Origin of the sequence: Brachybacterium alimentarium, assembly GCF_002332425.1 — a bacterium.
In the GTDB taxonomy this organism is placed as follows: Bacteria; Actinomycetota; Actinomycetes; order Actinomycetales; family Dermabacteraceae; genus Brachybacterium; species Brachybacterium alimentarium.
Window position 1 is genome coordinate 237,094 of the sequence record NZ_NRGS01000011.1, and the last position, 21,691, is coordinate 258,784.

The 21,691-nt window shown below is 69.1% G+C and carries 24 protein-coding genes; 15 read left to right on the forward strand and 9 right to left on the reverse strand.

Translation table 11 applies throughout. The features are described 5' to 3' along the window. Positions 1-32: 32 nt before the first annotated feature. From CIK71_RS08485 to arsB, 3 genes are all read right to left on the reverse strand, one after another. Entirely contained in the window at positions 33-1,382 is a 1,350-nt protein-coding gene (locus CIK71_RS08485; protein WP_096164759.1) for a lactate racemase domain-containing protein, read from the reverse strand. A 178-nt stretch (positions 1,383-1,560) separates the two neighbouring features. Beyond that, a complete protein-coding gene (locus CIK71_RS08490; RefSeq protein ID WP_096164761.1) occupies positions 1,561-1,977 on the reverse strand; it encodes an arsenate-mycothiol transferase ArsC in 417 nt (138 codons plus the stop codon). Positions 1,978-1,999: 22 nt separating this feature from the next. Then, positions 2,000-3,052, reverse strand: coding sequence for an ACR3 family arsenite efflux transporter (gene arsB / locus CIK71_RS08495; RefSeq protein WP_096164763.1), 1,053 nt, complete (start codon positions 3,050-3,052; stop codon positions 2,000-2,002). A gap of 126 nt (positions 3,053-3,178) precedes the next feature. Here arsB and CIK71_RS08500 point away from each other — a divergent pair, with 126 nt between their 5' ends. The 5 genes from CIK71_RS08500 (at position 3,179) to CIK71_RS08520 (ending at position 6,898) form a co-directional block, all read left to right on the forward strand. Beyond that, positions 3,179-3,538, forward strand: coding sequence for an ArsR/SmtB family transcription factor (locus CIK71_RS08500; RefSeq protein WP_096164765.1), 360 nt, complete (start codon positions 3,179-3,181; stop codon positions 3,536-3,538). A 73-nt stretch (positions 3,539-3,611) separates the two neighbouring features. Then, complete coding sequence (locus tag CIK71_RS08505; RefSeq protein WP_096164767.1) at positions 3,612-4,211, forward strand: helix-turn-helix transcriptional regulator; 600 nt, start codon at positions 3,612-3,614, stop codon at positions 4,209-4,211. 77 nt (positions 4,212-4,288) lie between these two features. Further along, entirely contained in the window at positions 4,289-5,311 is a 1,023-nt protein-coding gene (locus CIK71_RS08510; RefSeq protein WP_096164769.1) for an NAD(P)/FAD-dependent oxidoreductase, read from the forward strand. Then, complete coding sequence (locus CIK71_RS08515; RefSeq protein ID WP_096164770.1) at positions 5,308-6,342, forward strand: class I SAM-dependent methyltransferase; 1,035 nt, start codon at positions 5,308-5,310, stop codon at positions 6,340-6,342. The genes CIK71_RS08510 and CIK71_RS08515 overlap by 4 nt, the downstream gene beginning before the upstream one ends. Positions 6,343-6,469: 127 nt before the next feature. Further along, the gene (locus tag CIK71_RS08520) at positions 6,470-6,898 is read left to right on the forward strand and encodes a class I SAM-dependent methyltransferase (protein WP_245857405.1); all 429 of its coding nucleotides are present in this window, start codon (positions 6,470-6,472) and stop codon (positions 6,896-6,898) included. Positions 6,899-6,948: 50 nt separating this feature from the next. On the opposite strand, the gene CIK71_RS08525 is transcribed toward CIK71_RS08520, so the two are convergent. Next, a complete protein-coding gene (locus CIK71_RS08525; RefSeq protein WP_245857406.1) occupies positions 6,949-7,302 on the reverse strand; it encodes an ArsR/SmtB family transcription factor in 354 nt (117 codons plus the stop codon). 97 nt (positions 7,303-7,399) lie between these two features. Between CIK71_RS08525 and CIK71_RS08530 the strand changes: the two genes are divergently transcribed. The 4 genes from CIK71_RS08530 to CIK71_RS17705 all read left to right on the forward strand — a co-directional run bounded on the left by CIK71_RS08530 (position 7,400) and on the right by CIK71_RS17705 (position 10,174). Next, on the forward strand, positions 7,400-8,491 hold the full coding sequence (locus tag CIK71_RS08530; protein ID WP_096164774.1) for an NADH:flavin oxidoreductase/NADH oxidase: 1,092 nt from the start codon (positions 7,400-7,402) through the stop codon (positions 8,489-8,491). A 98-nt stretch (positions 8,492-8,589) separates the two neighbouring features. Next, positions 8,590-9,084: a GNAT family N-acetyltransferase gene (locus CIK71_RS08535; protein WP_096164776.1), complete on the forward strand. Its 495-nt coding sequence runs from the start codon at positions 8,590-8,592 to the stop codon at positions 9,082-9,084. Between the two features lie 41 nt (positions 9,085-9,125). After that, the gene (locus CIK71_RS08540; protein ID WP_114304897.1) at positions 9,126-9,776 is read left to right on the forward strand and encodes a uridine kinase family protein; all 651 of its coding nucleotides are present in this window, start codon (positions 9,126-9,128) and stop codon (positions 9,774-9,776) included. Positions 9,777-10,021: 245 nt separating this feature from the next. Continuing rightward, the gene (locus CIK71_RS17705) at positions 10,022-10,174 is read left to right on the forward strand and encodes a hypothetical protein (RefSeq protein ID WP_158541896.1); all 153 of its coding nucleotides are present in this window, start codon (positions 10,022-10,024) and stop codon (positions 10,172-10,174) included. 145 nt (positions 10,175-10,319) lie between these two features. On the opposite strand, the gene CIK71_RS08545 is transcribed toward CIK71_RS17705, so the two are convergent. Beyond that, on the reverse strand, positions 10,320-10,685 hold the full coding sequence (locus CIK71_RS08545; protein ID WP_096164778.1) for a TraR/DksA family transcriptional regulator: 366 nt from the start codon (positions 10,683-10,685) through the stop codon (positions 10,320-10,322). A 251-nt stretch (positions 10,686-10,936) separates the two neighbouring features. Between CIK71_RS08545 and nrdI the strand changes: the two genes are divergently transcribed. Further along, the gene (nrdI, locus tag CIK71_RS08550) at positions 10,937-11,425 is read left to right on the forward strand and encodes a class Ib ribonucleoside-diphosphate reductase assembly flavoprotein NrdI (RefSeq protein ID WP_096164779.1); all 489 of its coding nucleotides are present in this window, start codon (positions 10,937-10,939) and stop codon (positions 11,423-11,425) included. A 52-nt stretch (positions 11,426-11,477) separates the two neighbouring features. After that, entirely contained in the window at positions 11,478-12,503 is a 1,026-nt protein-coding gene (gene nrdF / locus CIK71_RS08555) for a class 1b ribonucleoside-diphosphate reductase subunit beta (RefSeq protein WP_096164780.1), read from the forward strand. 125 nt (positions 12,504-12,628) lie between these two features. Here nrdF and CIK71_RS08560 read toward each other — a convergent pair whose 3' ends face one another. After that, positions 12,629-13,966 (reverse strand): CynX/NimT family MFS transporter, encoded by a 1,338-nt coding sequence (locus tag CIK71_RS08560; protein WP_096164782.1) that lies wholly within the window; start codon positions 13,964-13,966, stop codon positions 12,629-12,631. Positions 13,967-14,107: 141 nt separating this feature from the next. On the opposite strand from CIK71_RS08560, the gene CIK71_RS08565 reads away from it, so the two are divergent. Together CIK71_RS08565 and CIK71_RS08570 are read left to right on the forward strand one after the other, a co-directional pair. Then, positions 14,108-14,896, forward strand: a complete 789-nt coding sequence (locus CIK71_RS08565; protein ID WP_241963907.1) for an AraC family transcriptional regulator — start codon at positions 14,108-14,110, stop codon at positions 14,894-14,896. A 237-nt stretch (positions 14,897-15,133) separates the two neighbouring features. Then, complete coding sequence (locus tag CIK71_RS08570) at positions 15,134-16,522, forward strand: amino acid permease (RefSeq protein WP_096164784.1); 1,389 nt, start codon at positions 15,134-15,136, stop codon at positions 16,520-16,522. 63 nt (positions 16,523-16,585) lie between these two features. On the opposite strand, the gene CIK71_RS08575 is transcribed toward CIK71_RS08570, so the two are convergent. Continuing rightward, a complete protein-coding gene (locus tag CIK71_RS08575) occupies positions 16,586-17,473 on the reverse strand; it encodes a helix-turn-helix domain-containing protein (protein ID WP_096164785.1) in 888 nt (295 codons plus the stop codon). Between the two features lie 143 nt (positions 17,474-17,616). Between CIK71_RS08575 and CIK71_RS08580 the strand changes: the two genes are divergently transcribed. Then, positions 17,617-18,834: an MFS transporter gene (locus CIK71_RS08580; RefSeq protein ID WP_241963906.1), complete on the forward strand. Its 1,218-nt coding sequence runs from the start codon at positions 17,617-17,619 to the stop codon at positions 18,832-18,834. Positions 18,835-18,856: 22 nt separating this feature from the next. On the opposite strand, the gene CIK71_RS08585 is transcribed toward CIK71_RS08580, so the two are convergent. After that, entirely contained in the window at positions 18,857-19,657 is an 801-nt protein-coding gene (locus tag CIK71_RS08585) for an SDR family NAD(P)-dependent oxidoreductase (protein ID WP_096164788.1), read from the reverse strand. Between the two features lie 2 nt (positions 19,658-19,659). Next, a complete protein-coding gene (locus tag CIK71_RS08590) occupies positions 19,660-20,844 on the reverse strand; it encodes an NAD(P)/FAD-dependent oxidoreductase (protein ID WP_096164790.1) in 1,185 nt (394 codons plus the stop codon). Between the two features lie 290 nt (positions 20,845-21,134). Here CIK71_RS08590 and CIK71_RS08595 point away from each other — a divergent pair, with 290 nt between their 5' ends. Beyond that, a complete protein-coding gene (locus tag CIK71_RS08595) occupies positions 21,135-21,671 on the forward strand; it encodes an AAA family ATPase (RefSeq protein ID WP_096164792.1) in 537 nt (178 codons plus the stop codon). Positions 21,672-21,691 lie beyond the last annotated feature (20 nt).

Consider the following 21,691-nt stretch of genomic DNA (forward strand, 5'->3'; position numbering starts at 1 on the left):
GGTGAGGTGGCCGGTGCGGCGGTCGGTGGTGGTCACAGGTCCTGCTCCTCTCCACCGTCACGTTCCGTGGCCAGGCGGAAGAGCACTTCGCCGGCGTGGTCGATGACGAGGGTGTCGGGGTCGGCCCGCAGCGCCTCGAGGTCGAGGGAGGCGGGGTCGATGTAGGGCACGTTGTACTCGGCGCACACCTCGGGCGGGATGGAGGTCGCGAAGGAGCGCTTGACGCGCTGCTTCTCCTCGCCGGTCGCGGGATCGTAGGTGCCCAGCCCGGTGACGTGCGTGGAATGGGCGAGCTCGCCCCAGGGGTGGTCCTTGAACCGGTCCCACTGCTTCGTGAAGTACTCGATGTTGTGATAGCCGATGTCGCGCAGGCCCGGGTGCATGGCGGCGACCTCGGTGATGTGCGGGGCGTAGAGGATGACCTCGCCGCCGTCTGCGCACACGGGCTCGGATTTGTAGAAGCCCTTGGCGCCGGTCCAGATGTCCTCGTACATCTCCGGGACCAGCGCGACGATCCGCTGGTAGGGCTTGTCGACGTACGTGATGTGCGTGAGCGCGGAGATCTTCGCGCAGGCGGCCCAGGCGGCCTGGGGGTCGCCGTAGGCGATCGCGCCGAGGTCCGCGCCGCCCTCCTTGACGTCCATGGTGAGGCAGTATTTCTCGGCATCGATGAGGTCGCTCGCGGCGTCGACGAGCTGGCGCACCGGGGTGATGCCGAGGGCGCCGATGATGCGGCTGGCGGTGATGAGCGCACCCACCCAGTGGGAGATGTCGATGACGTCGTGCACCGAGCAGCCGGGGAAGAAGTACTTGTTGCCACCGGAGAAGCCCACGACCTCGTGCGGGAACACGGGGCCGACGATGAGGTTCACGTCGCTCTCGACGCACAGCCTGTTGATCTGCACGCGCATGGGGACGTCGGTGAGGAGCCCGCCGGTGAGCTCGCCGATGCGCTCGGCGGAGATCTCGCCGAGGTCGGCGATCTGCTCCGGGTCGTCCCAGGCGTGGTTGACGACGGTCCATTCGGGATAGGCGGCCTTCGCGCCGCGCTCGGTGGAGCCCAGGAGCTTGTCGATCGCCTCCTCGCTCATCGCGGCGTGAGTGCCCAGCGCGATCAGCACGGTCACCGAGGAGGCGCGGCCGGCGAGCGCGTCGTGGATGGCGGGCAGCACCTTGGGCAGCGGCACGGAGCGGGTGCCGTCGGGGATGATCAGGCAGACGCTCTTGCCGTCGTAGTCGGTGCCCGCGAGCTGCTCGGCGACGAAGTCCCGGATCTGCTCGTCGGTCAGCGTGCCCTCCGGGCCGCCGAGCAGGGCGGCGCGTTCCGCGAGACCCTCGGGGATCGGCTGGATGGTCGGCACCGTTGCAGTCTGCTCGCTCATCGCTCCATGATGCGACGCCTGAGCAGGGAACGCCAAGGATGGGCTGGCTGTTGCCACCGGAGCGGTGCCCCGGGCCTGCCCCCGTCATCGCAGACCCTCCGGCCGCTGCGTGCCGCGTCGCACTCCCACCGGGCCGGTGAGCATGCGCGGACTCCTCGACGGTCGCCCTGCCTGCGGTCTAGGCGAGCTCGGACAGCAGTGCGCGGACGCGGGCATCGATGTCGTCGCGCACGAGACGCATCCGCTCCATGCCTTCGATGCCGCGTTCGGAAGGCTCGTCGGTCTGCCAGGTGAGGATCGGTGCCGTCATCCCGTCGACAGGTTCGACGACGGCTTCACTGCCGACGACGACCACCCGATCAGCGCTGCGCAGCAGTTCTGCGGTGACCGGCTTCGGGGTCGCGCCGGACATGTCGGCACCGGCTTCGGCGATGGCGTCGGCCGACTGCGCGTTGAGCTTCGTGCCGGGCAGGGTTCCCGCCGAGTGCACCTCGACGGTGTCGCCGGCGTGATGGCGCATGAGGGCCGCCGCCATCTGCGACTTTCCGCCGTTCTTCACGCAGAGGAACAGAACTGCCGGACGGTCGGTGGTCATCAGGGACTCCTGTGCGAGGCGGTCAGCGGGCCGGGACGGTGGCGTCGTGCGGGAAGAGCCGCTTCCCCAGCCACAGAGAGACATAGACCAGAGCGACGAGCACCGGGACTTCGATCAGCGGGCCGACGACTCCTGCCAGCGCCTGCCCGGACGTGACGCCGAACGTGCCGATGGCGACGGCGATGGCGAGCTCGAAGTTGTTGCCCGCGGCGGTGAAGGCCACGGTGGTCGACTTCGCGTAGTTCAGCCCGACCCCGCGCGCGAGGAACAGTGAGCCCAGGAACATGAGAGTGAAATACAGCAGCAGTGGCAGTGCGATGCGCGCGACGTCCAGGGGGCTGGTGGTGATCGCTTCGCCCTGGAGCGCGAACAGCAGCACGATGGTGAACAGCAGCCCGTACAGGGCCCACGGACCGATCTCGGGCAAGAACCGTCCCTCGTACCAGGTGCGACCCTTGACCCTTTCACCGATCAGGCGGGTGAGGAACCCGGCCACGAGCGGTATGCCCAGGAACACCAGCACGCTGAGCACGATGGTGCCGATCGAGAACTCCGCTGAGGCCGTCGGCAGTCCCAGCCAGGACGGCAGGACTTGCAGGTAGAACCAGCCCAGCGCCCCGAACGCGAGGACCTGGAACACGGAGTTGAGCGCCACGAGCACAGCGGCCGCCTCACGGTCGCCACAGGCCAGGTCGTTCCAGACGAACACCATCGCGATGCACCGCGCGAGCCCGACGATGATCAAGCCCGTGCGGTATTCCGGCAGGTCCGCCAGGAAGAGCCAGGCAAGGGAGAACATCAGTGCTGGGCCGACGATCCAGTTCAGCGCCAGCGACGTGACCAGCAGACGCCGGTCCGCGCCGATCCGACGGGTCTCGTCGTAACGGACCTTCGCCAGCACCGGATACATCATCACCAGCAGCCCGATCGCGATCGGCACCGAGATCCCGCCGATCTTCACCGACTCCAGCGCAGCGTTCAGGCCAGGAACGAACCGCCCCAGCAGCAGCCCGACGGCCATGGCGAGCAGGATCCACAGCGCCAACCACCGGTCCGTGAAGGACATCTCCCTCATCACCGGAGCGGAAGGCTCCACCGCAGCCGCCTTGGTACTCACGAGGTCCAGAACTCCCTTGCATCGATGGTTGTCGATGCGAACGGTACGCAGACACATTGATGTTCGTCAATGTAAGGTGAGGGCATGACTGCGAGTTCAGCAACGGGCTACGCCCCGTCGGCAGCCGGCGGCCAGGGGTGCTGCTCACTCTCGACCGGCCCCCTCGAGATCGCAAGCGCCGAGCGCCTCGCCGCACTCCTCAAAGCCCTGTCCGATCCCACGCGCCTGCGGCTGCTCTCCCACATCGCCAGCCAAGGCTGCCAGACGGTCTGCGCCTGCGATCTCACGAAGGAGCTCGGCATCAGCCAGCCCACCGTCAGCCACCACACGAAGAAGCTCGTCGACGCCGGACTGCTGACTCGCGAACAACGTGGACGCTGGGCCTACTACTCGGTGATCCCCGCCGCCTTCGCCGAGCTGCAGGCCTTCCTCGACCTCACCTGAATGACTGCGTCGCGACGTGGGCCTTCACGAGATGGGCGATACTCGGAGCACTTCGAGGAGAGGTCGTGCGGGCATGAGTGACGAAGCCGATTCCGGATCCGAGGTCTCCACGGTGGTGCGCCAGCGCATCCGGGGGCTGCGGCAGGCGCGCGGGTGGAGCCTGGAGGCTCTCGCGGGGCGGTGCCAGCTGAGCGCGTCGACCTTGAGCCGCATCGAGACCGGCCATCGCAGCATCGGTCTGGAGCAGCTGGCACCCTTGGCCCGAGCGCTGGAGACGACGATCGATCAGCTGGTCGCCTCGGATCAGGACGACGACGTGGTCATCCGCCCGATTCCCCACGAAGAACCGGGCCTGACCATGTGGGCTCTCTCGCGGGACTCCCCGCAGCACGGCGGGTCCCTGGTCGCCAAGATGCGGATCACCAGCCAGCGGCGGCACGGGCCCGGCAGCCTGGCCGTCCATCCTGGCCGGGAATGGTTCATGGTCCTCTCCGGCGTCGCGCTGCTGCATCTGGGAGAGCGGCGGATCACCGTGGAAGCCGGCCAGGCCGCCGAGTTCAGCACGATGACCCCGCACTCCATCGGCACCCTCGAGGGGACGGTCGAGATCCTGACCATGTTCGATGCGGACGGCGAGCAGGCCCACCGGCGGTCCACCCGCTCCGAGGCATAGATCCGCCCCGTCCACCAGTTTTTGCGGTTACCGCAAGAGTCATTGCGGGCCATGGGATGTCTCGACATTCTGGGTGCATGCACCCAGAATCTTTTGACCCCCACCAGACAGCCTCCGAGGGCCACGGCGACCCCACCGCGTCCCTCCCTCCCGCCGAAACCGTCCGACCAGACGACGGCCCGACCTATGACGTGGCAGTGATCGGCGGTGGCACCGCGGGCCTGAGCGCCGCGGTGGCCCTCTCGCGCTTCCGACGCTCCGTCGTCGTGATCGACGACGGCACGCCGCGCAATGCACCTGCCGGCCACATCCACAACCTGCTGAGCCGCGATGGCGTCTCACCCGAGGAGCTCTACCGGCTCGGCCGGGACGAGGTGGACGGCTTCGGAGGCGAGTTCGTGAGGGGGACGGTCGACGCGGTCCGCGGCGAGCTGGGCGCGTTCACCCTGGACGTGGCCGACGAACGGCTCACTGCCGGTCGCGTGATCGTGGCGACCGGTGGCTGGGATGAGCTCCCGCAGCTGCCGGGCCTGGCGGAGAGGTGGGGCAAGGACGTGATCCACTGCGGCTTCTGCCACGGCTACGAAGTGCGGGACCAGCGGGTGGGCGTGCTCGCCACCAGCCCCATGGCAGCCCACCAGGCCATGATGTTCCGCCTGCTCAGCCCGCACGTGACCCTGCTGGCGCACACCACCGCGCCGAGCGCCGAACAGCACGAGGATCTCGCTCGTCGGGGAATCGCCGTCGCCTCAGGGACCGTCACGGAGGTGCTGAGCGAGAGCGATCGCCTCAGCGGTGTCGTGCTCGAGGACGGAACGCGCATCGAGCTGGACGCTCTGGTCGTGGCGCCCGTCGTGCATGCTCGCGCTGACTTCCTCGCGCCCCTGGGACTGCAGCCCACCGAGTTCGCCGTGGACGGCCACACCATGGCGACGCAGATCGAGACCGGGCCGAGCGGATCCACTGACGTGCCGGGCGTGCGGACCGCCGGAAACGCCAGCGAGCCCATGGGCCAAGTGGTCAACGCTGCAGCCAGCGGCCTTGCCGCGGCCTCCGCGATGGTCGGCGAGTTCGTGCTCGCGGGGGCGAGCGCCCGATGAGGACGACCACGCCCCACCAGCACTCACCTCATGCGCACGGCCCGACGGCCCACCCTCATGCCGATGCGATCCAGGCGCAGGTGCTCGATCTGGACGCAAAGGTCATGGCCGACCAGGTCGATGCGGTGATCGAGTGGATGCCTGTGCGCAGCGCTCCGACACGGATCGTCGACCTCGGCGCCGGGACCGGTGCCGGCACCTTCGCGCTGCTGCACGCGTTCCCCGACGCCGTCGTGACTGCTGTCGACTCCTCCGCGGAGCACCTCGAGCTCCTCCGCGACCGTGCACGCCGTGACGGACTCGACGACCGCATCCGGACCCTGCAGGTCGATCTCGACGCGGCCGACTGGCCCGATCTGGGCAGGCCCGATCTCGTCTGGGCTTCGGCGTCGATGCATCACCTCGCCGACCCGGACCGCGCCCTTCGCACCGTCCGAGACGCTCTCGGCGACAAGGGTCTGTTCGTCGTCCTCGAACTCTCCGGACTCCCCAGATTCCTCTCGCCGGACACGCCTGAGGGCCGTCCCGGCCTGGAGGAACGCTGCCACGCCGCCCTCGAGCCGTCGACCTCCGCCCGCATGCCTCATCGGGGCTCGGACTGGGCGCCGAAGCTCACTGCCGCCGGCTTGGAGGTCGCTGCCCACCTGGCTTTGGACGTCGCCATCGACAGCACCGAGAACGAGGCGATCGGGCCCTACGCCCTCGCCGCGCTCACAGGACTCCGCCGAGCGGGCGCGGAGCTCCTGCCCGCCGAGGACCTCGCTGCTCTCGATGAGCTCCTGGACACCACGAGCCCGCACAGCATCCTGTCCCGATCCGACCTCACCCTGCGCACCACGCGACTCGTCTGGGCCGCTCGCAGACCTGACACCGACGAGGCCGACGAGGCCGACGAGGCTGACGAGGCTGACGAGGCTGACGAGGCTGACGAGGCTGACGAGGCTGACGATCCGTTCTCCCCCGCTGCGGAGGCGGCGAACTGCGAACGGGTGCTCGGGAGCAGGCGGCACGGCCTCGACAGCGCCGTCTGAGCACGTCACCCGGAGCTGCTGCTCAGACGCAGGCGAGCACATCGATGCTCGTCGCGAACAGCGCCGACGCAGAAACCTGCCGCGAAGGCCCGCGACGCCGCGCCACACACCGATAGGATTCGTGGCCATGCAACGCCGCAGCTCGAACCGGGATTTCTCGGCGTACAACGTCGCCCAGCAGGCACGACCCGTGCGGCCGCTCGCCCGTCGCGCCGGGGAGCTGGCAGCAGAGCGCTCGCGGACCGACGGACCGGCGACAGCGGTGGAGCTCGGATGCGGTATCGGTGTCGAGGCACGCTTCCTGGCCGAGAGCGGCTTCACCGTGCACACCGTCGACGGGGACGCGAGCGTCGAGCGCCCCATGGCGGCGCTCTCTGTGCAGCTGCCGATCCATCACACGAGCGTCGACCTCGCTCAGCTGCGAGAGCTGCCTCCGGCGGATCTGCTCCTGTACGGACTCGAGATCCTCGAGCTCACCGAGGAAGAACGCGACGGCCGCTCCTTCAGCGGCCCCAAGCACTGGCACACCTTTCGCGTGATCGCCCGTCGGCCCTGAGCAGAGAGCTCATTCAAACCCCTCGGTCTGCCAAGGCTCGACGATGGCAGTCAGAGTCGGCGAGCGGCGGCAGCTGTCGCCGTCGTGCCCTGCACTTCGGAACCCTCTGCCGCGAGGACGGCGTCGAGCAGGCCCGGGAAGCGTTCCGCCAGCTCCTCATCGCGCAGGCAGTTGAGGATGGCGGTGCCGCGGTAGCGCTGCGAGATGATGCCGGCCTCTCGCAGCACCCGAAAATGATGGGTCGACGTCGACTTCGTGACCGGCAGGTCGAAGGCGATGCAGGCCTGATCGTCATGCCCGCCCGCGAGCTGACTGACGATCACCCGGCGGATCGGGTCCGCCAGTGCGGAGAGCACCTGATCGAGGGCGATCTCCTGGACGTCGGGGTGAGGGAGTGAGCGCACCGTCGCCTCCTGGTCTCTCGGAACAACCTCCATAGTACTATTCTTCTCGTAGTACGGTGACCCTCGTACTATCCGACGACCTCTGGAGACCCCTCCTGTGACGACCCTGTTCAGCCCCATCCGGCTCCGCGACCTCGAGATCCCCAACCGGGCTTGGATGTCCCCCATGTGCACCTACAGCGCGGATCCCTCGCCGTCGGCGGCCGGGCGCCCCACCGACTTCCACCTCGCCCACTACTCGGCCCGAGCCGCCGGTGGCGCCGGACTGGTCATGGTCGAGGCGACGGGCGTGGCCCCCGAAGGCCGCATCTCGCCCTTCGACCTGGGGATCTGGGACGACGCACAGACCCCCGACTTCGCGCGCATCGCCTCGGCGATCCGCGCACAGGGAGCGGTGGCGGGCATCCAGCTCGCGCACGCCGGCCGCAAGGCATCCACGGGCCGCCCGTGGGAGGGCGGCGACTGGCTGAGCACCGAGGAGTACGGATGGATGCCGTACGGCGCCAGCCCGGTCGCCTTCCCCGGCGGCCCGGTCCCGCATGAGATGAGCCGTGAGGACATCGCGGCCGTCGTGACCTCGTTCGCCGAGGCGGCCCGCCGCGCCCTCGAGGCCGGCTTCCAGGTGGCCGAGGTGCACGCCGCGCACGGCTACCTGCTGCACTCCTTCCTCTCCCCCATCTCCAACCAGCGCACCGACGAGTACGGCGGCGATCTCGCCGGCCGCGCCCGGCTCGCGCTCGAGGTGATCGACGCCGTCCGCGCGGTCTGGCCGCAGGACGCGCCCGTCTTCCTGCGCATCTCCACGACCGACTGGGTCGAGGAGAACCCCGAGGACTCCCGGGAGAGCTGGACCTACGAGCAGTCCGCCCAGCTGACCGCCTGGGCCGGCGAGCACGGCGTGGACCTGGTCGACGCCTCCTCCGGAGGGACCGACATCGTGCCGATCCCGCATGAGGAGGACTATCAGACGCGCTACGCGGCACGCCTGCGCACGGACACGACGGTCCCCGTCGCCGCAGTCGGCCGGGTGAAGAACGCCCGCCGCGCCGCCGAACTGCTCAGCAACGGTGAGGCCGACGCGGTGTTCGTCGGCCGCGAGATGCTTCGCGACCCGTCCTGGGCCAACCACGCGTCCCGCGAGCTCGGGGAGGCTCCCCGATTCCTCGAGCAGTACGCGTACGCGCTGTAGCGCGTGAATCCCGCGCGCCCGTCGGCCGCCTGACCCACGCGTGGAACGAGCCCGGTGAGCACCGCTCGCCGGGCTCGGCACGCGGCTACGCTCCACCCATGCAGACCCCACCGATCCGCGTCCGTGATGCGACGAGCGATGATGTCGAAGCACTGACCTGCCTCGCGGTTCAGGTGCAGACGCTCCACGCCGAGGGGCGCCCGGATCTCTTCCGCCCGGCCGACGAGAGTGCGCTGCGCGACTTCCTGGTCGCCCGCCTCGCGGACGGCGCGATCCTCCTCATTGCGGGCGATCATGACGGGAAGGCCCTCGGATACCTGCTGGCGGAGGTGGTCTCGCGGCCCGATTCGCCCTTCCTCCTCGCCCACAGGTCTGTGTACGTGCATCACATCGCGGTCGATGAGGACGCTCGCCGTCAGCACGTCGGCGCACTCCTCATGGAGGAGATCGCCCAGAGGGCGCGGCAGGCATCCGCCGACACCGTGCGCCTGGACTCATGGTCCTTCAACAAGCAGGCTCACCGCTTCTTCCAGGCTCAGGGGTTCCTGGAATCGCGCGTCATCTTCGAGCGTCCGGCCGGCACGGCGGACTGACGCAGAAGAGGCGGATCCGGTGCGGCGCCTACACTCGCCCGATGGACCGTGACGGCATCTTCGAGCACATCTCCTCTCTCCGTCGCACGACGCGGCAGCCCCTCATCGTCGGGATCTCCGGATACGCCGGATCGGGAAAGTCGACCCTGGCCCGTTTTTTGGCGGAATCGCTCCCCGGCGCGGTGCGACTTCGCGGGGATGACTTCCTGGACCCGTGTCGATCGCACCAGAGGTCCTCGGACTGGGACGGCGTCGACCGCACACGCCTTGTCACGGAGGTCCTGGACCCGCTACGCCAAGAGCGGCCTGGCACCTTCCGTCGCTTCGACTGGTCCACACGGTCCCTGGCCGATCCCGAGCCTCTCCCTCGCACCGATCTCCTCATCGTCGACCTCATCGGACTTTTCCATCCGGACGCACTTCCCCATCTCGACATCCGGATCTGGTGCGACGTCGAGCTCGACGTCGCCGCACGACGTGGCATCGCACGGGATCGAGCGCTCGGTCGGGATCACGAAGCGTTGTGGCACGACGTCTGGATCCCAAACGAGCGTGACTTCGATCGGCACCACACCCCGCGTGAGCGCGCTGAGATCCTCTTCGAAGCCTCGTCCGCGTCCCACCGCAGACCTTCGGAAGCGAGCCCACCTGATTCAGCGACGATTGAGCCCTCGAAGCGAAGTAGGCCATGACGACGGCACAGCGATAGACCCGGATGGTTGCCCTCATCGTCACGGCGGTCCGTGCACTGCTCTACGGGATCCGCGTTGCCTGACTGTTCATGGGTACTACTGAGGGGGTTGTTGAGGGACACCCTCTGGAAGGCTGGGCGCTCACCACCCTGTTCAACCCGGAGTCCTTCTCCTGAACGGCGAGGAGATCGCCGAGGCCTCGGCACTCTTGTTCGGGCGGCGCAGCTACGAGCACTTTCGCGCCCGTGTGGTCGGGATCCGACGACCATGCCGCGCACCAGGGCCTCGCGAAGCTCGAGCTCGTCGTGTCCGAGCCGCTCGACGAGGCGGACCTCTTCAGCGTATGGGGCGAGACCCGGCTCCTCCGCAGCGTCGAAGACATCGCCGAGGTCAAGTGAGAGGACGGCAGTGCGATCTTCATCCACGGGAGTGCCGAACTCGCCCGCAGACCCAGAGAAGCGGACCCCATCGACCGATACGGCGCCCTCCTGTTCCGCATGATGCTCGGCACCGGGAAGCGTGTGCTCCCGGACACCTGTGCACTCAGGGCGCGCAGTCGATGCAGGTGGTGACTTCGGGGCGGACGGCCAGCCGGGCCGGAGCTATCAGGTTCCCGCAGGATCGGCACACACCGTCCTCCCCACGTGCCAGGCGCTCCGTCGCGTCGTCGATCCCGGCGAGCGCTTCGAGGCGTGCGAGCCGCAGGCCCTCCAGGCGGGACCACTGCTCCGACAGCGGCACCCCGTCGGGGTCGTGCTCGTCATCGTCCGCCGCACCCTCACGCGAGCGCCTCAAGGCAGCGAGTTCGCGTTCGATGTCCTGCAGCTGCATCTGCATCTCATGGCGCCTGGAGGCGAGCTGCCCGGCCCGGTCGCGCGGGGTGCCGGCCCCTTCTGGTGGATCGTCCATCGACCCAGTGTGCCCGGTCGCCCACGGAGCACTCATCACTGGAGTGTCTCCGCGCTGAGCGGCCGACCGCTCTCCGCACAGCACACGCATCAGCCCCATGGTCCTCGGTCCGCCATGGCGAGCAGAGTTCGTCGCGTCGTACTTGCGACTTTGCTTCACCGTAGTTCTGCGTGCTACAACTAGATCTAGGGCCCCAGCCCGTCCACATCACTACATCTAGTGCCGCCCGGCGATCGAGAGGATCTCCGAAGATGTCACTTCCATGGCGCCACGACAGCGGCGCGAGCGCTGCGACGGAGTCCGTCGTTCCCGAGACGCCCGACCTCGTGCACTTCTCGAGCGTTTCGGAGAACACGCACCGGTTCGTCGAACGGCTTCAACGCCCGTCGGCGCGGATACCCCTGCGGCCCCGGATCGAAGGGTCGCTGCACATGAACCGCCCCTATGTCCTGGTCGTCCCGACCTACGGCGGCGGCACCCTGTCGGGAGCCGTCCCCAAGCAGGTCATCCGCTTCCTCAACGACCCCACCAATCGCGGTCTGCTGCGCGGGGTGATCGCCGCCGGCAACACGAACTTCGGCGCTGACTACTGCTTGGCCGGCCCGGTGATCTCCGCGAAATGCCAGGTGCCGGTGCTGTACCGCTTCGAGCTGCTCGGCACGCCCCAGGACGTGGCGCGCGTAGACGATGGCCTGGACCAGTTCTGGGAACGATCCGCAGCGACCGACGTCCCTGCGTGAACCGCGCCGCCGACCACTCAATCCCCTCCACCCTCACCGACGAAGGACACCGATGACCACTCCGACAGCTGCCGTCGCTCTCACCGAGCGCTCCGTCACTCCGCCCACCTACCGCCACGACCCCTCCGTCCGACTGCGTCCGATCAACTGGAATCGCGTGACCGACGAGAAGGATCTCGAGGTGTGGAACCGGCTGACCGCGAACTTCTGGCTCCCCGAGAAGGTGCCGCTGTCCAACGATCTCCAGGCGTGGAGGAGGCTGGGAGAGGAGGAGCGCACCTTGACGATGCGCGTCTTCACCGGGCTCACGATGCTCGATACGGTCCAGGCGACCGTCGGAGAGGTCTGCCAGATCCAGGACGCCCGCACCGAGCACGAAGAGGCCGTCTACACGAACATCGCCTTCATGCAGTCCGTGCACGCCCGTTCGTACTCGTCCGTGTTCTCCACGCTGACCAGCACTCCGGAGATCGACAGCGCCTACCGGTGGGCTGTCGACAACGACCTGCTGCAGGAACGGTGCAAGAAGGTGCTGAAGCACTACTACGGGGACGATCCGCTCAAGCGCAAGGTGTCCTCGACACTGCTGTCCTCGCTGCTGCTCTACGCCGGCTTCTACCTGCCATTGCACTTCTCCGTCCGTGCCACCCTGACGAACACCGCCGACATGATCCGGTTGATCCTGCGGGACAAGGCCGTGCACGGCTACTACTCCGGCTACAAGTACCAGCGGGGCCTCGAACACCACGACGACGCGACGCGCGAGCACATGCGGGAGTTCACCTACTCCCTGCTCGAGGAGCTCTACGAGCTCGAGCTGCAGTACTCCGGCGAGCTGTACGAACCGCTCGGCCTGATGGACGACGTCGCCGCCTTCGTCCGCTACAACGCGAACAAGGCGCTCATGAACCTCGGCTATCCAGCGCGCTTCCCCGCCGAGGAGACCCAGGTGAACCCCGAGATCATCGCCGCCCTGTCCCCTGGCGCCGACGAGAACCATGACTTCTTCAGCGGATCCGGCTCGTCCTACGTCATCGGCACGGCAGAGAACACCAGCGACGAGGACTGGGACTTCTGAACGAGCAGACGCCCGTATCCCAGGAAACCGACGCGCGGTTCACAGATCCGGACCAACGTTGAGCGCATGACCTCAGCGGATGGCCCGGTCGTGGCGATCGTCACGCCCGTCACGCCCGTCACGTCTCAGGCCGCCGTGCGTTCGAGAGACCGCTGCTGAGCGGGGATGCTGGCGCGGATATGGACGGGCCGACTCGCGACGACACCGGCTGTGAGCTGGGCGATCAGCAGGACGCCGAGCGCGATGAGGGGGACGTCCCAGCCGCCCGCGAGGGCGTGCACGGCCCCGAGGCCGATGGGGCCGAGGCCCGCCAGGAGGTACCCGAACCCCTGCGCCATGGTGGAGAGCTGGCCGGTGTGGTGCGTGTCCGGTGAGCGCCACACGATGTATGTCAGCGACAGGCTGATCGAGGCGCCCTGCCCCAGGCCCATCATGGTCATCCACGCCCAGGTGGCGCTGGTCGGGACGACGGCGAGGCCGAGGTACGCGGCAGCGGTGAGCAGCACGGCGATCAGGACAGGGAGCCACAGAGGCCGCAGTCGCCTGGCGATCGTGGGCGTCACCAGCGCGGCGAGGATGCCAGGGAAGGCGGAGTAGGACAGCATCCATCCGGCCGTCCCGCGCGCCATCCCGGCATCCTGGAGGATCGTGGGAACCCAGGTCAGCGCCGCGTAGTAGCTGGTGCTCTGCAGGCCCATGAGCGCCGTCACGGCGAGAGCGGTCGGGTGGGTGAAGATCGAGCGCAGCGGCGGCTCACCACGCTCGGAAGGGGCGTCCGCGACGTCGCTGCCGGCCCTCATACGACCGGGGGCACGCCGGATCTGCGGGATCCAGACCACGGCGGCCAGCACGGCCGGCACCGCCCAGAGCGCCAGCGCAGCACGCCAGCCACCGCCCGTGAGCGGGAGCATCGGCACCGTCAGGCCGGATGCCGCGGCCGCTCCGACGAACAGCGCCGTCGAGTACAGCCCCATCATCAGTCCTGCCCGGTGCGAGAAGTCCTGCTTGATGGCTGGCGGCATGACGACGTTGCCGATCGCGATTGCGGCGCCCACGATCACTGTGCCGAGCAACAGGGCGATGAGGCTGGGGTGAAGTCTCAGAGTGATCCCCACGGCCAGGGCGATCATCGTCGCTCCCAGCAACCGATGCATCCCTATGCGGCGCGTCAGCGCGGGCGTGAAGAAGGCGAAGGCCCCGAACGCGAAGACCGGGATCGTGGTCAGCAGGCTGGCCATCGTCGCCGACAAGCCCAGGGAGGCACGGATGTCCCCGAGGACGGGCCCGATGGAGCCGACGCTGATGCGCAGGTTCAGCCCGATGAGGATCAAGCCGGCGCCGAGCAGCAGCAGTCCCCAGCGGCCGCGCACGGCCTCGGGTGGGGCCCCGATCTCGACAGGCTCCGGCGGTTGCCCGCCCGGGATCGGGTAGTCGTCCAGCGGGGAGGGGTCGTCAGCGGGCACGGGCTGTGCTCCTTGTCAGTCATGAAGGCCACGGAATGCTGCCAGCGGCGATGCCCGGGCCCACTGGGGCTCACACGACGACCACGGCGGCCCCTCCATTGGACACTCCGAACACGGGGCGCACAACCGGTACGCTGACCCATGATGCTCGAATCCCGCCTTCACTCCCTGGTTCCCGAGCAGATCCACGTGCTCGGGCACGACGAACGCACGCCGTCGCACGTCCACGACCAGGGTCATCTCGTCTATCCCGCCAGCGGGGTGCTCTCGCTGGTCACCGAGGACGGCTCCTGGATCGCGCCGCCGAATCGCGCCGCCTGGATCCCGGCAGGTTCGGTCCACCAGCATCGTGCGCACGGCGCGACGGACATGCGCATCGTGTTCATGGCGGATGCCGTCGCCGAACTCCTGCCCGCACACCCCTCTGTGCTCGCGGTGACGGCGCTCGCGCGCGAGGCCACCCTCGCCCTGACCAGCGACGCTCCGCGAACCGCGAGCAGTCGGGACCGGCTGCGGCGGGTCATCATCGATGAGCTCACCGCCGCCCCGGAGCAGCCGCTGCACCTTCCCGAGCCCCGTGACGAGCGCCTCCGAAAACTCACCCATCTCGTCGAGCACGACATGGAGAACCCGGCCACGCTCGAGCAGCTCGGACGACGGATCGGGGCCGGCGAGCGCACCCTCAGCCGCCTCTTCCAGCAGACCACGGGCATGAGCTTCCGCCAGTGGCGCATCCAGCTGCGCATCCACCGTGCTCTGCTGCTGCTCACTGACGGCCTCTCCGTGGTGGACACGGCGACAGCGTGTGGATGGGCAAATCCCAGCGCCTTCATCGACGCGTTCACCGCTCTGGTGGGGCAGACCCCTGGTCGGTACCAGCGCTCGCTGCGCGGCACCTCGCGTCCGCTCCCGGATATCCGGTCCTGCTGAGGCTCCGGCCGACGCCGGGCTCCTCGGTGTACGCGACCGTGAACCGTGCCGTACTCGCCGTGCCCGTCGCCTTCGCGCACTCCGGTCCGGGGCGTGATCCATGCCCCAGGGCCGCACCGGCTCGCACTGCCCGACCGCGAGCGGACGTACCGTGTCGGAGGCAGATCCCTGCCTCCCTGTTCCTCACCGCGCCCGGTCTCGGCGAGCGCGCATCGCATCTCCGGAGCATTCCCCACGATGAGCACGACCACGCAGCCGTCGTCCGCCCCCGACACCGCCCGCCGGGCACCGGGGCTGAAGGCGCGGCACATCCACTTCATCGCGCTCGGCTCCGCGATCGGCACCGGACTGTTCTACGGCTCCGCCGGGGCGATCCAGGCGGCCGGGCCGTCGGTCCTCCTGGTCTATCTGCTGGGCGGCGCGGTCGTGTACTTCATGCTGCGGGCGCTCGGCGAGATGGCGGTGCGGATGCCGATCTCGGGCTCGTTCGCCGAGTACACCCGGCGGTTCCTGGGCGGCTGGGCCGGGTACATCACCGGCTGGATGTTCGCGTTCGAGATGCTCATCGTGTGCCTGGCCGACCTCACCGCGATCGCGATCTACATGCGGTTCTGGTTCCCCGACACCGCGCAGTGGATCTGGGTGGCCCTCACGCTGCTGATCGTGGGCGCGGCGAACCTCGCCAGCGTGCGCTGGTTCGGGGAGCTCGAGTTCGTGTTCACGATCATCAAGGTCACTGCCGTGATCGCGATGATCGTGGGCGGCGCCGCGATCCTCGTGTTCGGTCTCGGCGACGCGGGCACCGCCACGGGGCTGGCGAACCTCACGGCCGACGGCGGCTTCTTCCCGCACGGCGCCGGCGGCATGATCTCCGCGTTCATCCTGGTGCTGTTCGCCTTCGGCGGCACCGAGATCATCGGTGTGGCGGGCACCGAGGCGGAGGACCCGGGCACCGCGATCCCCAAGGCCGTCAACACGGTGCCCGTGCGGATCCTGCTGTTCTACGTGCTCGCGATCGGGGTGATCCTGCTGCTGAACCCCTGGCGCGAGATCACCGGCGAGGAGTCGCCGTTCGTGCAGATCTTCGACACCCTCGGGGTGAACTGGGCGGCCGCGCTGCTGAACGTCGTGGTGCTCACCGCGGCGCTGTCCGCGATCAACGCCGACCTGTTCGGGGCCGGCCGCGTGGTCGCGGGGATGGCCCGCGAACGGCTGGCCCCGCGCGCCATGGCCCGTACGATGCGGGGCGTTCCCGTGGTCACGACCGTCGCCCTGCTCGGAGTGCTCGTGGTGGGCGTGCTGCTGAACTATGCGCTGCCGGACGAGGTCTTCACGATCGTCGCCTCCCTGGCCACCTTCGCCACGATCTTCGTGTGGCTGATGATCCTGCTCGCGCAGGTCGCCTCCCGGCGCGGCATGTCCCGCCAGGAGCGCACCGAGCTCGCCTTCCCGGTGCCGCTGTGGCCGTTCGGGCAGCTCTTCGCGATCGCCTTCATCGTGTTCACGTTCGGGATCATGGTGTGGCAGCCCGCGTATCACACGGCGCTCGGGGTGGGCGCAGGATTCCTCGTCGTGATGACGCTGCTCTATGCCGTGACCGGCCGCCATCGGGCGGGCCGCGCCTGATCCCGGGCCGACCGACGGGCGCCCGAAAGCGCCCCGCGGGAGGTCCGACGGTGAGTGCGCCCGTCAGCGCCGCGCCGTTCCGTCGTCGCTGACCGTCTCGGCCGACTGCTCGGTGACGGCGAGACTGCCCAGGAGCCTCAGCCGCTCCTCGGAGGGAGTGCCGGGCTCCGCCGTGTAGGCGAACATGAACCATTCGGGGTTCGCCGGCAGGTCCATCGCCTCGTAGCTGAGCTCGAGGTCCCCGACCACCGGATGATGGAGCCGCTTCACTCCGCCGCGATGATGGCGCACGTCGTGCACCGACCAGCGCTGCCGGAAGGCGTCGCTGCGGGTCACGAGCTCGCCGATCAGGTCCGTCAAGCCCTTGTCCAGGGGGTTCTGCCCGGCATAGGTGCGCATCGTCGCCACGATGCTGTCCGCGTTCTCCTCCCACTCCAGGAAGAAGGTGCGCGCCGCGGGGTCGAGGAACGTGAACCGTGCCGTGTTCGCCCGGCCCGTCGGGTCCTCGAACAGCGGTGCATACAAGGCCCGCCCCAGCGGATTGGCGGCCACGAAGTCCATCCGTCGGTCCCGGACCCACACCGGAGCACCGGTGACCGCATCGAGGAAGCGCTGGAACGCCGGGGGCACACCGCGCGCACTGGGCTTCCTGCGCTTGCGGACAGGGCGCGGGCCAGCGGTGCGCGCCAGGTCCGCCAGATGATCGATCTCGGCCTCATCGAGCCTGAGGGCGTGGGCGATCGACTCCAGCACCTCGGTGGACACCCCGGCCAGCTCACCGCGCTCCATCCGCGCGTAGTACTCGACGCTCACGCCGGCGAGCAACGCCACCTCCTCCCGGCGCAGGCCGGGCACGCGACGCCGGGAGCCGCCGATGATGCCTGCCTGCTCCGGCGTGATCCGGTCCCTGCGGGTGCGCAGGAACTCCGACACCTCTGCTCGATGGTCCATGCACCCCACGGTAGGGCTGCCGTGACGCGGCAAGGAGGAACTGCCAGTACACGGATCAGCCGTTCCTCGCACCTCGGCATCCGGAGGACATACGGTGCCACCACCGCCCTGGCGACGCACCGGTCGTCGCAGGGCGCCCGCAGTTGACCACCACACCGCCCGACCCGAGGACCTTCCCGTTGAACCGCTTCCTGGTGCCGACCTCCGCGTTGATGTGGGGACTGCAGATCGCCTTCCTCAGCCCTTCGCTCGCGCTGATCCTCTCCACCCTCTACGGCGCGACCACGGCAGAGATCGGCTGGGTGCTGGCGATCTACAACGTCAGTGGCTTCATCGCCTCCCTCGTCGTGCCCGCCTGGGCGGATCGTCACCTGGACTATCTGCGGCCGATGCTGCTCAGCGGCGCGCTCACCCTGCTGCTCGTGCTGGTGCTCGCCGTGGTGACCACGCTTCCCCTCGTCACGATCGTCCTGGTGGTGGTCGGCGGCCCGGCCGGTGTCGGCATCTCCATGCTGTTCGCGCACCTGCGCCATGCCGGTGCGCGGCCCTCCCAGATCGTCGACACCCGCGCGATCGTCTCGGTCGCGTGGGTCGCCGGCCCACCGATGGCGACGCTGATCATCGGCTGGTTCGGGCCCCGCGCAATCCTCCTCGCGATCGGCCTCGTGGCCCTGGCCAACATCGCCACCACGATGCTCATGATCCGCGGTCACCGCGCCGCGCTCTCGGCCGACGACCCCTCGACGCCCGCACCGGCCGACGAGGAGCTGCCGCTCGGGAAGATCGGGGTCGTGCTCGTCACCGCGGCGTTCGTGCTGCTGCAGGCGACGAACGCGACCAGCATGTCGTTCCTCGCCGTGTACGTGCCGCAGACCGTAGGGATCGACGTGGTGTGGGCGGGGGTCGCTCTCGGTGTCGCCGCCGGTCTCGAGGTGCCGGCGCTGATGATCGTCGGCCGGCTCACCGAGCGGTACTCGAGCCTGGGCCTCATCGTCACCAGCTGCCTCGCCGGGATCGTCTACTACCTCGGTGTCGCCGCCGTGACGGGGCCGTTCCTCCTGATCGCGCTGCAGGTGCTCAATGCCTGGTGCTTCGCGGGCATCGGCGGGGTGGGGCTCACGCTGTTCCAGCAGATGATCCCGCGGCCTGGTCTGTCCACCGGGCTGTACATGAACACCCGACGCGTCGGCGCGGTCCTCTCCGGGCCGCTGATCGTGCTCGGCGGTGCGACCGTCCTCGGCCAGCGCGCGACCTTCTTCGCGTGCGCCCTGCTCACCCTGGTGGGCCTGCTGATCATCGGCGCGGCGGGCCGGCACAGCACCTCACGCGCTCCCGCGGAGTCTGCCGCACCGGCCCGGTGAGGACCCCGCTGCCGTCGGCTCGTCAGATCGTCGCGACCGACCCCGCATCGACCCGGTAGTTCGAGCCGGTGACGAACGAGGCCCGGTCCGAGCACAGGAAGGCGACCACCGCGGCGACCTCCTCGGGCTCGCCCCGGCGCTTGAGCGCGAGATGGGGTCGCTGCTCCTCGAGGAAGGAACGGATCGCCTCATCGCGGTCGACGCCGAGCTCCGCGGAGCGCTTGTCCATCATCGCGTCGGTCATCGGCGTGTGGATTAAGGCCGGGGAGACCGCGTTGACCAGCAGACCCTCCCGCGCACAGGTGCGCGACAGACCCTTGGACAGCGCGAGCAGGCCGGCCTTGGAGGCGCAGTAGGGCAGTTCGTCGTCGTAGGGCTGCACGGCGTCCTCCGACGTGAGGAACACCAGGCGGCCCCAGCCGCCCCGACGCAGCGCGGGCAGGAACTGCCGGGTGATGCGCACGGCGCCGAGCAGGTCCGTGGTGAGGGTGTCCACCCAGCCCTGGTCGTCAATCTCGTGGAACAGCCCCTGCGCCCCGGTGACCCCGGCGGCGTGGACGAGGATGTCGATGTCGCCGACGGCCTCCTGGACCGCCGCGTCCAGCGCGCTGATCTCCTCGAGGCTGGTGACGTCGGCGGCGTGGTGCAGCACCTGGCTCTCCGGCGCCTCGAGAGCCTCCGCGGCGCGGGCGAGCTCGTCGGGGTCACGGTCGGTGAGGAACACCGTGACGCCTTCGCGCACGAGCTCCTGGGCGGTGTGCCAGCCGATGCCGGAATCGGCTCCGGTGATCAGTGCCTTCTTGCCGGTGATGTGCAGATCCATGGTCAGCCGATGCTTCCTCGCAGCAGGTCCCGGTCCGTGATCGCGTCGGCGATCACCGTGCGTGCGGCGTCCCGTGCCCCATCGATCTGCCACATCAGCACGCCGACGGGGCGCCCGCCGTCGTCGAGGTAGTAGACGACGCGGTGCGCGGTGTCGTGGTGCACCTCCAGAGTCTCCAGGGAGGGATCCAGGGCGCCCACCGCCTCCCAGCGCACCCCGTAGACCATCGAGTAGAAGTAGGGGGTGTGCTCGTAGGGTGCCTCGGACCCGGCCATCGATCGCCCTGCGGCCGCGCCGGATTCGCGCGCGTGGTCGACGTGCTCGATGCGGGTGCGGCCCAGGATCGCGTCGGGGTACTCGATGATGTCGCCGGCCGCCCAGATCGACGGGTCGGACGTGCGCAGATGCTCGTCGACCACGACGCCCTCGGAGACCTCCAGCCCGGCCTGGCGGGCCAGGTCGAAGCGGGGTTCGGCGCCCAGGCCGACGACCACGATGTCGCCGCCGACGGCGGTCCCGTCATCGAGCGTCACGCCGACGTCCGCGTCGTCCTGCACAGTGAGCGCCTCCGCTCGTCGACCGGGGAGCAGCTCGACGCCGTGGTCCGTGAACAGCTTCTGGTAGCGCTCCGCGATGCTCGGCGGGAACTGCGAGGCGCCGAGCATCTCGTCGGGGAACACGAGGGTGACGTGGGCGCCGTTGAGCGAGAGGGAGGCGGCGACCTCCGCGCCGATGTACCCGCCGCCGACGACCACCGCGCGGGCCCCGTCGGTCATCAGGTGCCGCAAGGTGCGATAGTCCGCGAAGCTGCGGAAGTGGATGATGCGCTCGTCCTCCGGGCCGTCGAGCCGGCGCGGCTCCGAGCCGGTGGCCAGCAGCAGCTTCCCGTAGTCGATCCGCTCACCGGCCTCGAGCTCGACCTGCTTCGCCCTCCGGTCGATCGCGGTCACCACGGTGCGCACGCGCAGGTCGGCGCCGGTGTCCTCGGCCGTGTTCAGCGGGACGGAGTCCTCACCGAAGTCCGGGTCGATCCACAGCTTCTTGGTCAGGGCGGGCCGGGTGTAGGGAGCGTCCTCGTCGGAGCTCACGATGCCGATGGTGCCGTCCGCATCGTGCTCGCGAAGCGCCCGGGCGGCGTCGTCCGCCACCTGGCCTCCGCCGATGATCAGATAGTCGTACGAGGTCATCTCAGAGATCTCCTTCGTCGCGGCGTCGCTGTGCCCCGAGTAGACACGTTCGGCGCGCCAACTTCGACCCCTGAGCGGGAAATCGACCGTTCGGTCTCACTCCACCCGTCGCGCATCGAGCGCTCGGGCATGAGGAGCACTCGGACCACCTGCTCACCGGTTACGGCGCGAGCGCGGCGTTCCAGACTGGGTGGCACGTCGGATCCGACGCTCGATGCGGTAGCGGACGGCCGCTACCGTGAGGGCGGCAGAGTCGCGCACCGGGATCGAGAAGAAGAGGTCACAGCGACATGATCGGCACGACGGCATCGCGACTCATCATCATCCGCGGGAATTCCGGCAGCGGGAAGACCCAGCTCGCCCACGAGATCCGGCACGCACGCCCCCGGGGTGTCGCCATCATCAGCCACGACATCCTGCGCCGCGAGATCCTCCGCGTGCGCGACCATCCCGGCGCACTGAGCGTGGAGTACATCGACCTGTCGGCCCGGTTCGCTCTGAACCATGGTCTGCACGTGGTGGTCGAGGGGATCCTGCACTCCGAGATCTACGGGGACATGCTCGCGCGCCTCGTGAACGACCACCGCGGCGTGAGCCGCTGCTATCGCTATGACCTCGCCCTTGCGGAGACCTTGCGTCGGCACCGCACGAAGCCCCTGGCAGCGGAGGTGAGCGAGGAGCAGGTGAGCTCCTGGTACAGACCGACCGACCCGGTCGAGGCTCTGCCGGAGCTCGTGTTCGACGCCACGGTCTCCGCCGAGACCGCCCTGGATGCTGTTCTGTCCGGCGTGGGCTGGGAGCGGGCAGATGAGCACCTGGACCGATAGGCGGACTCCCCGTCGTAGAC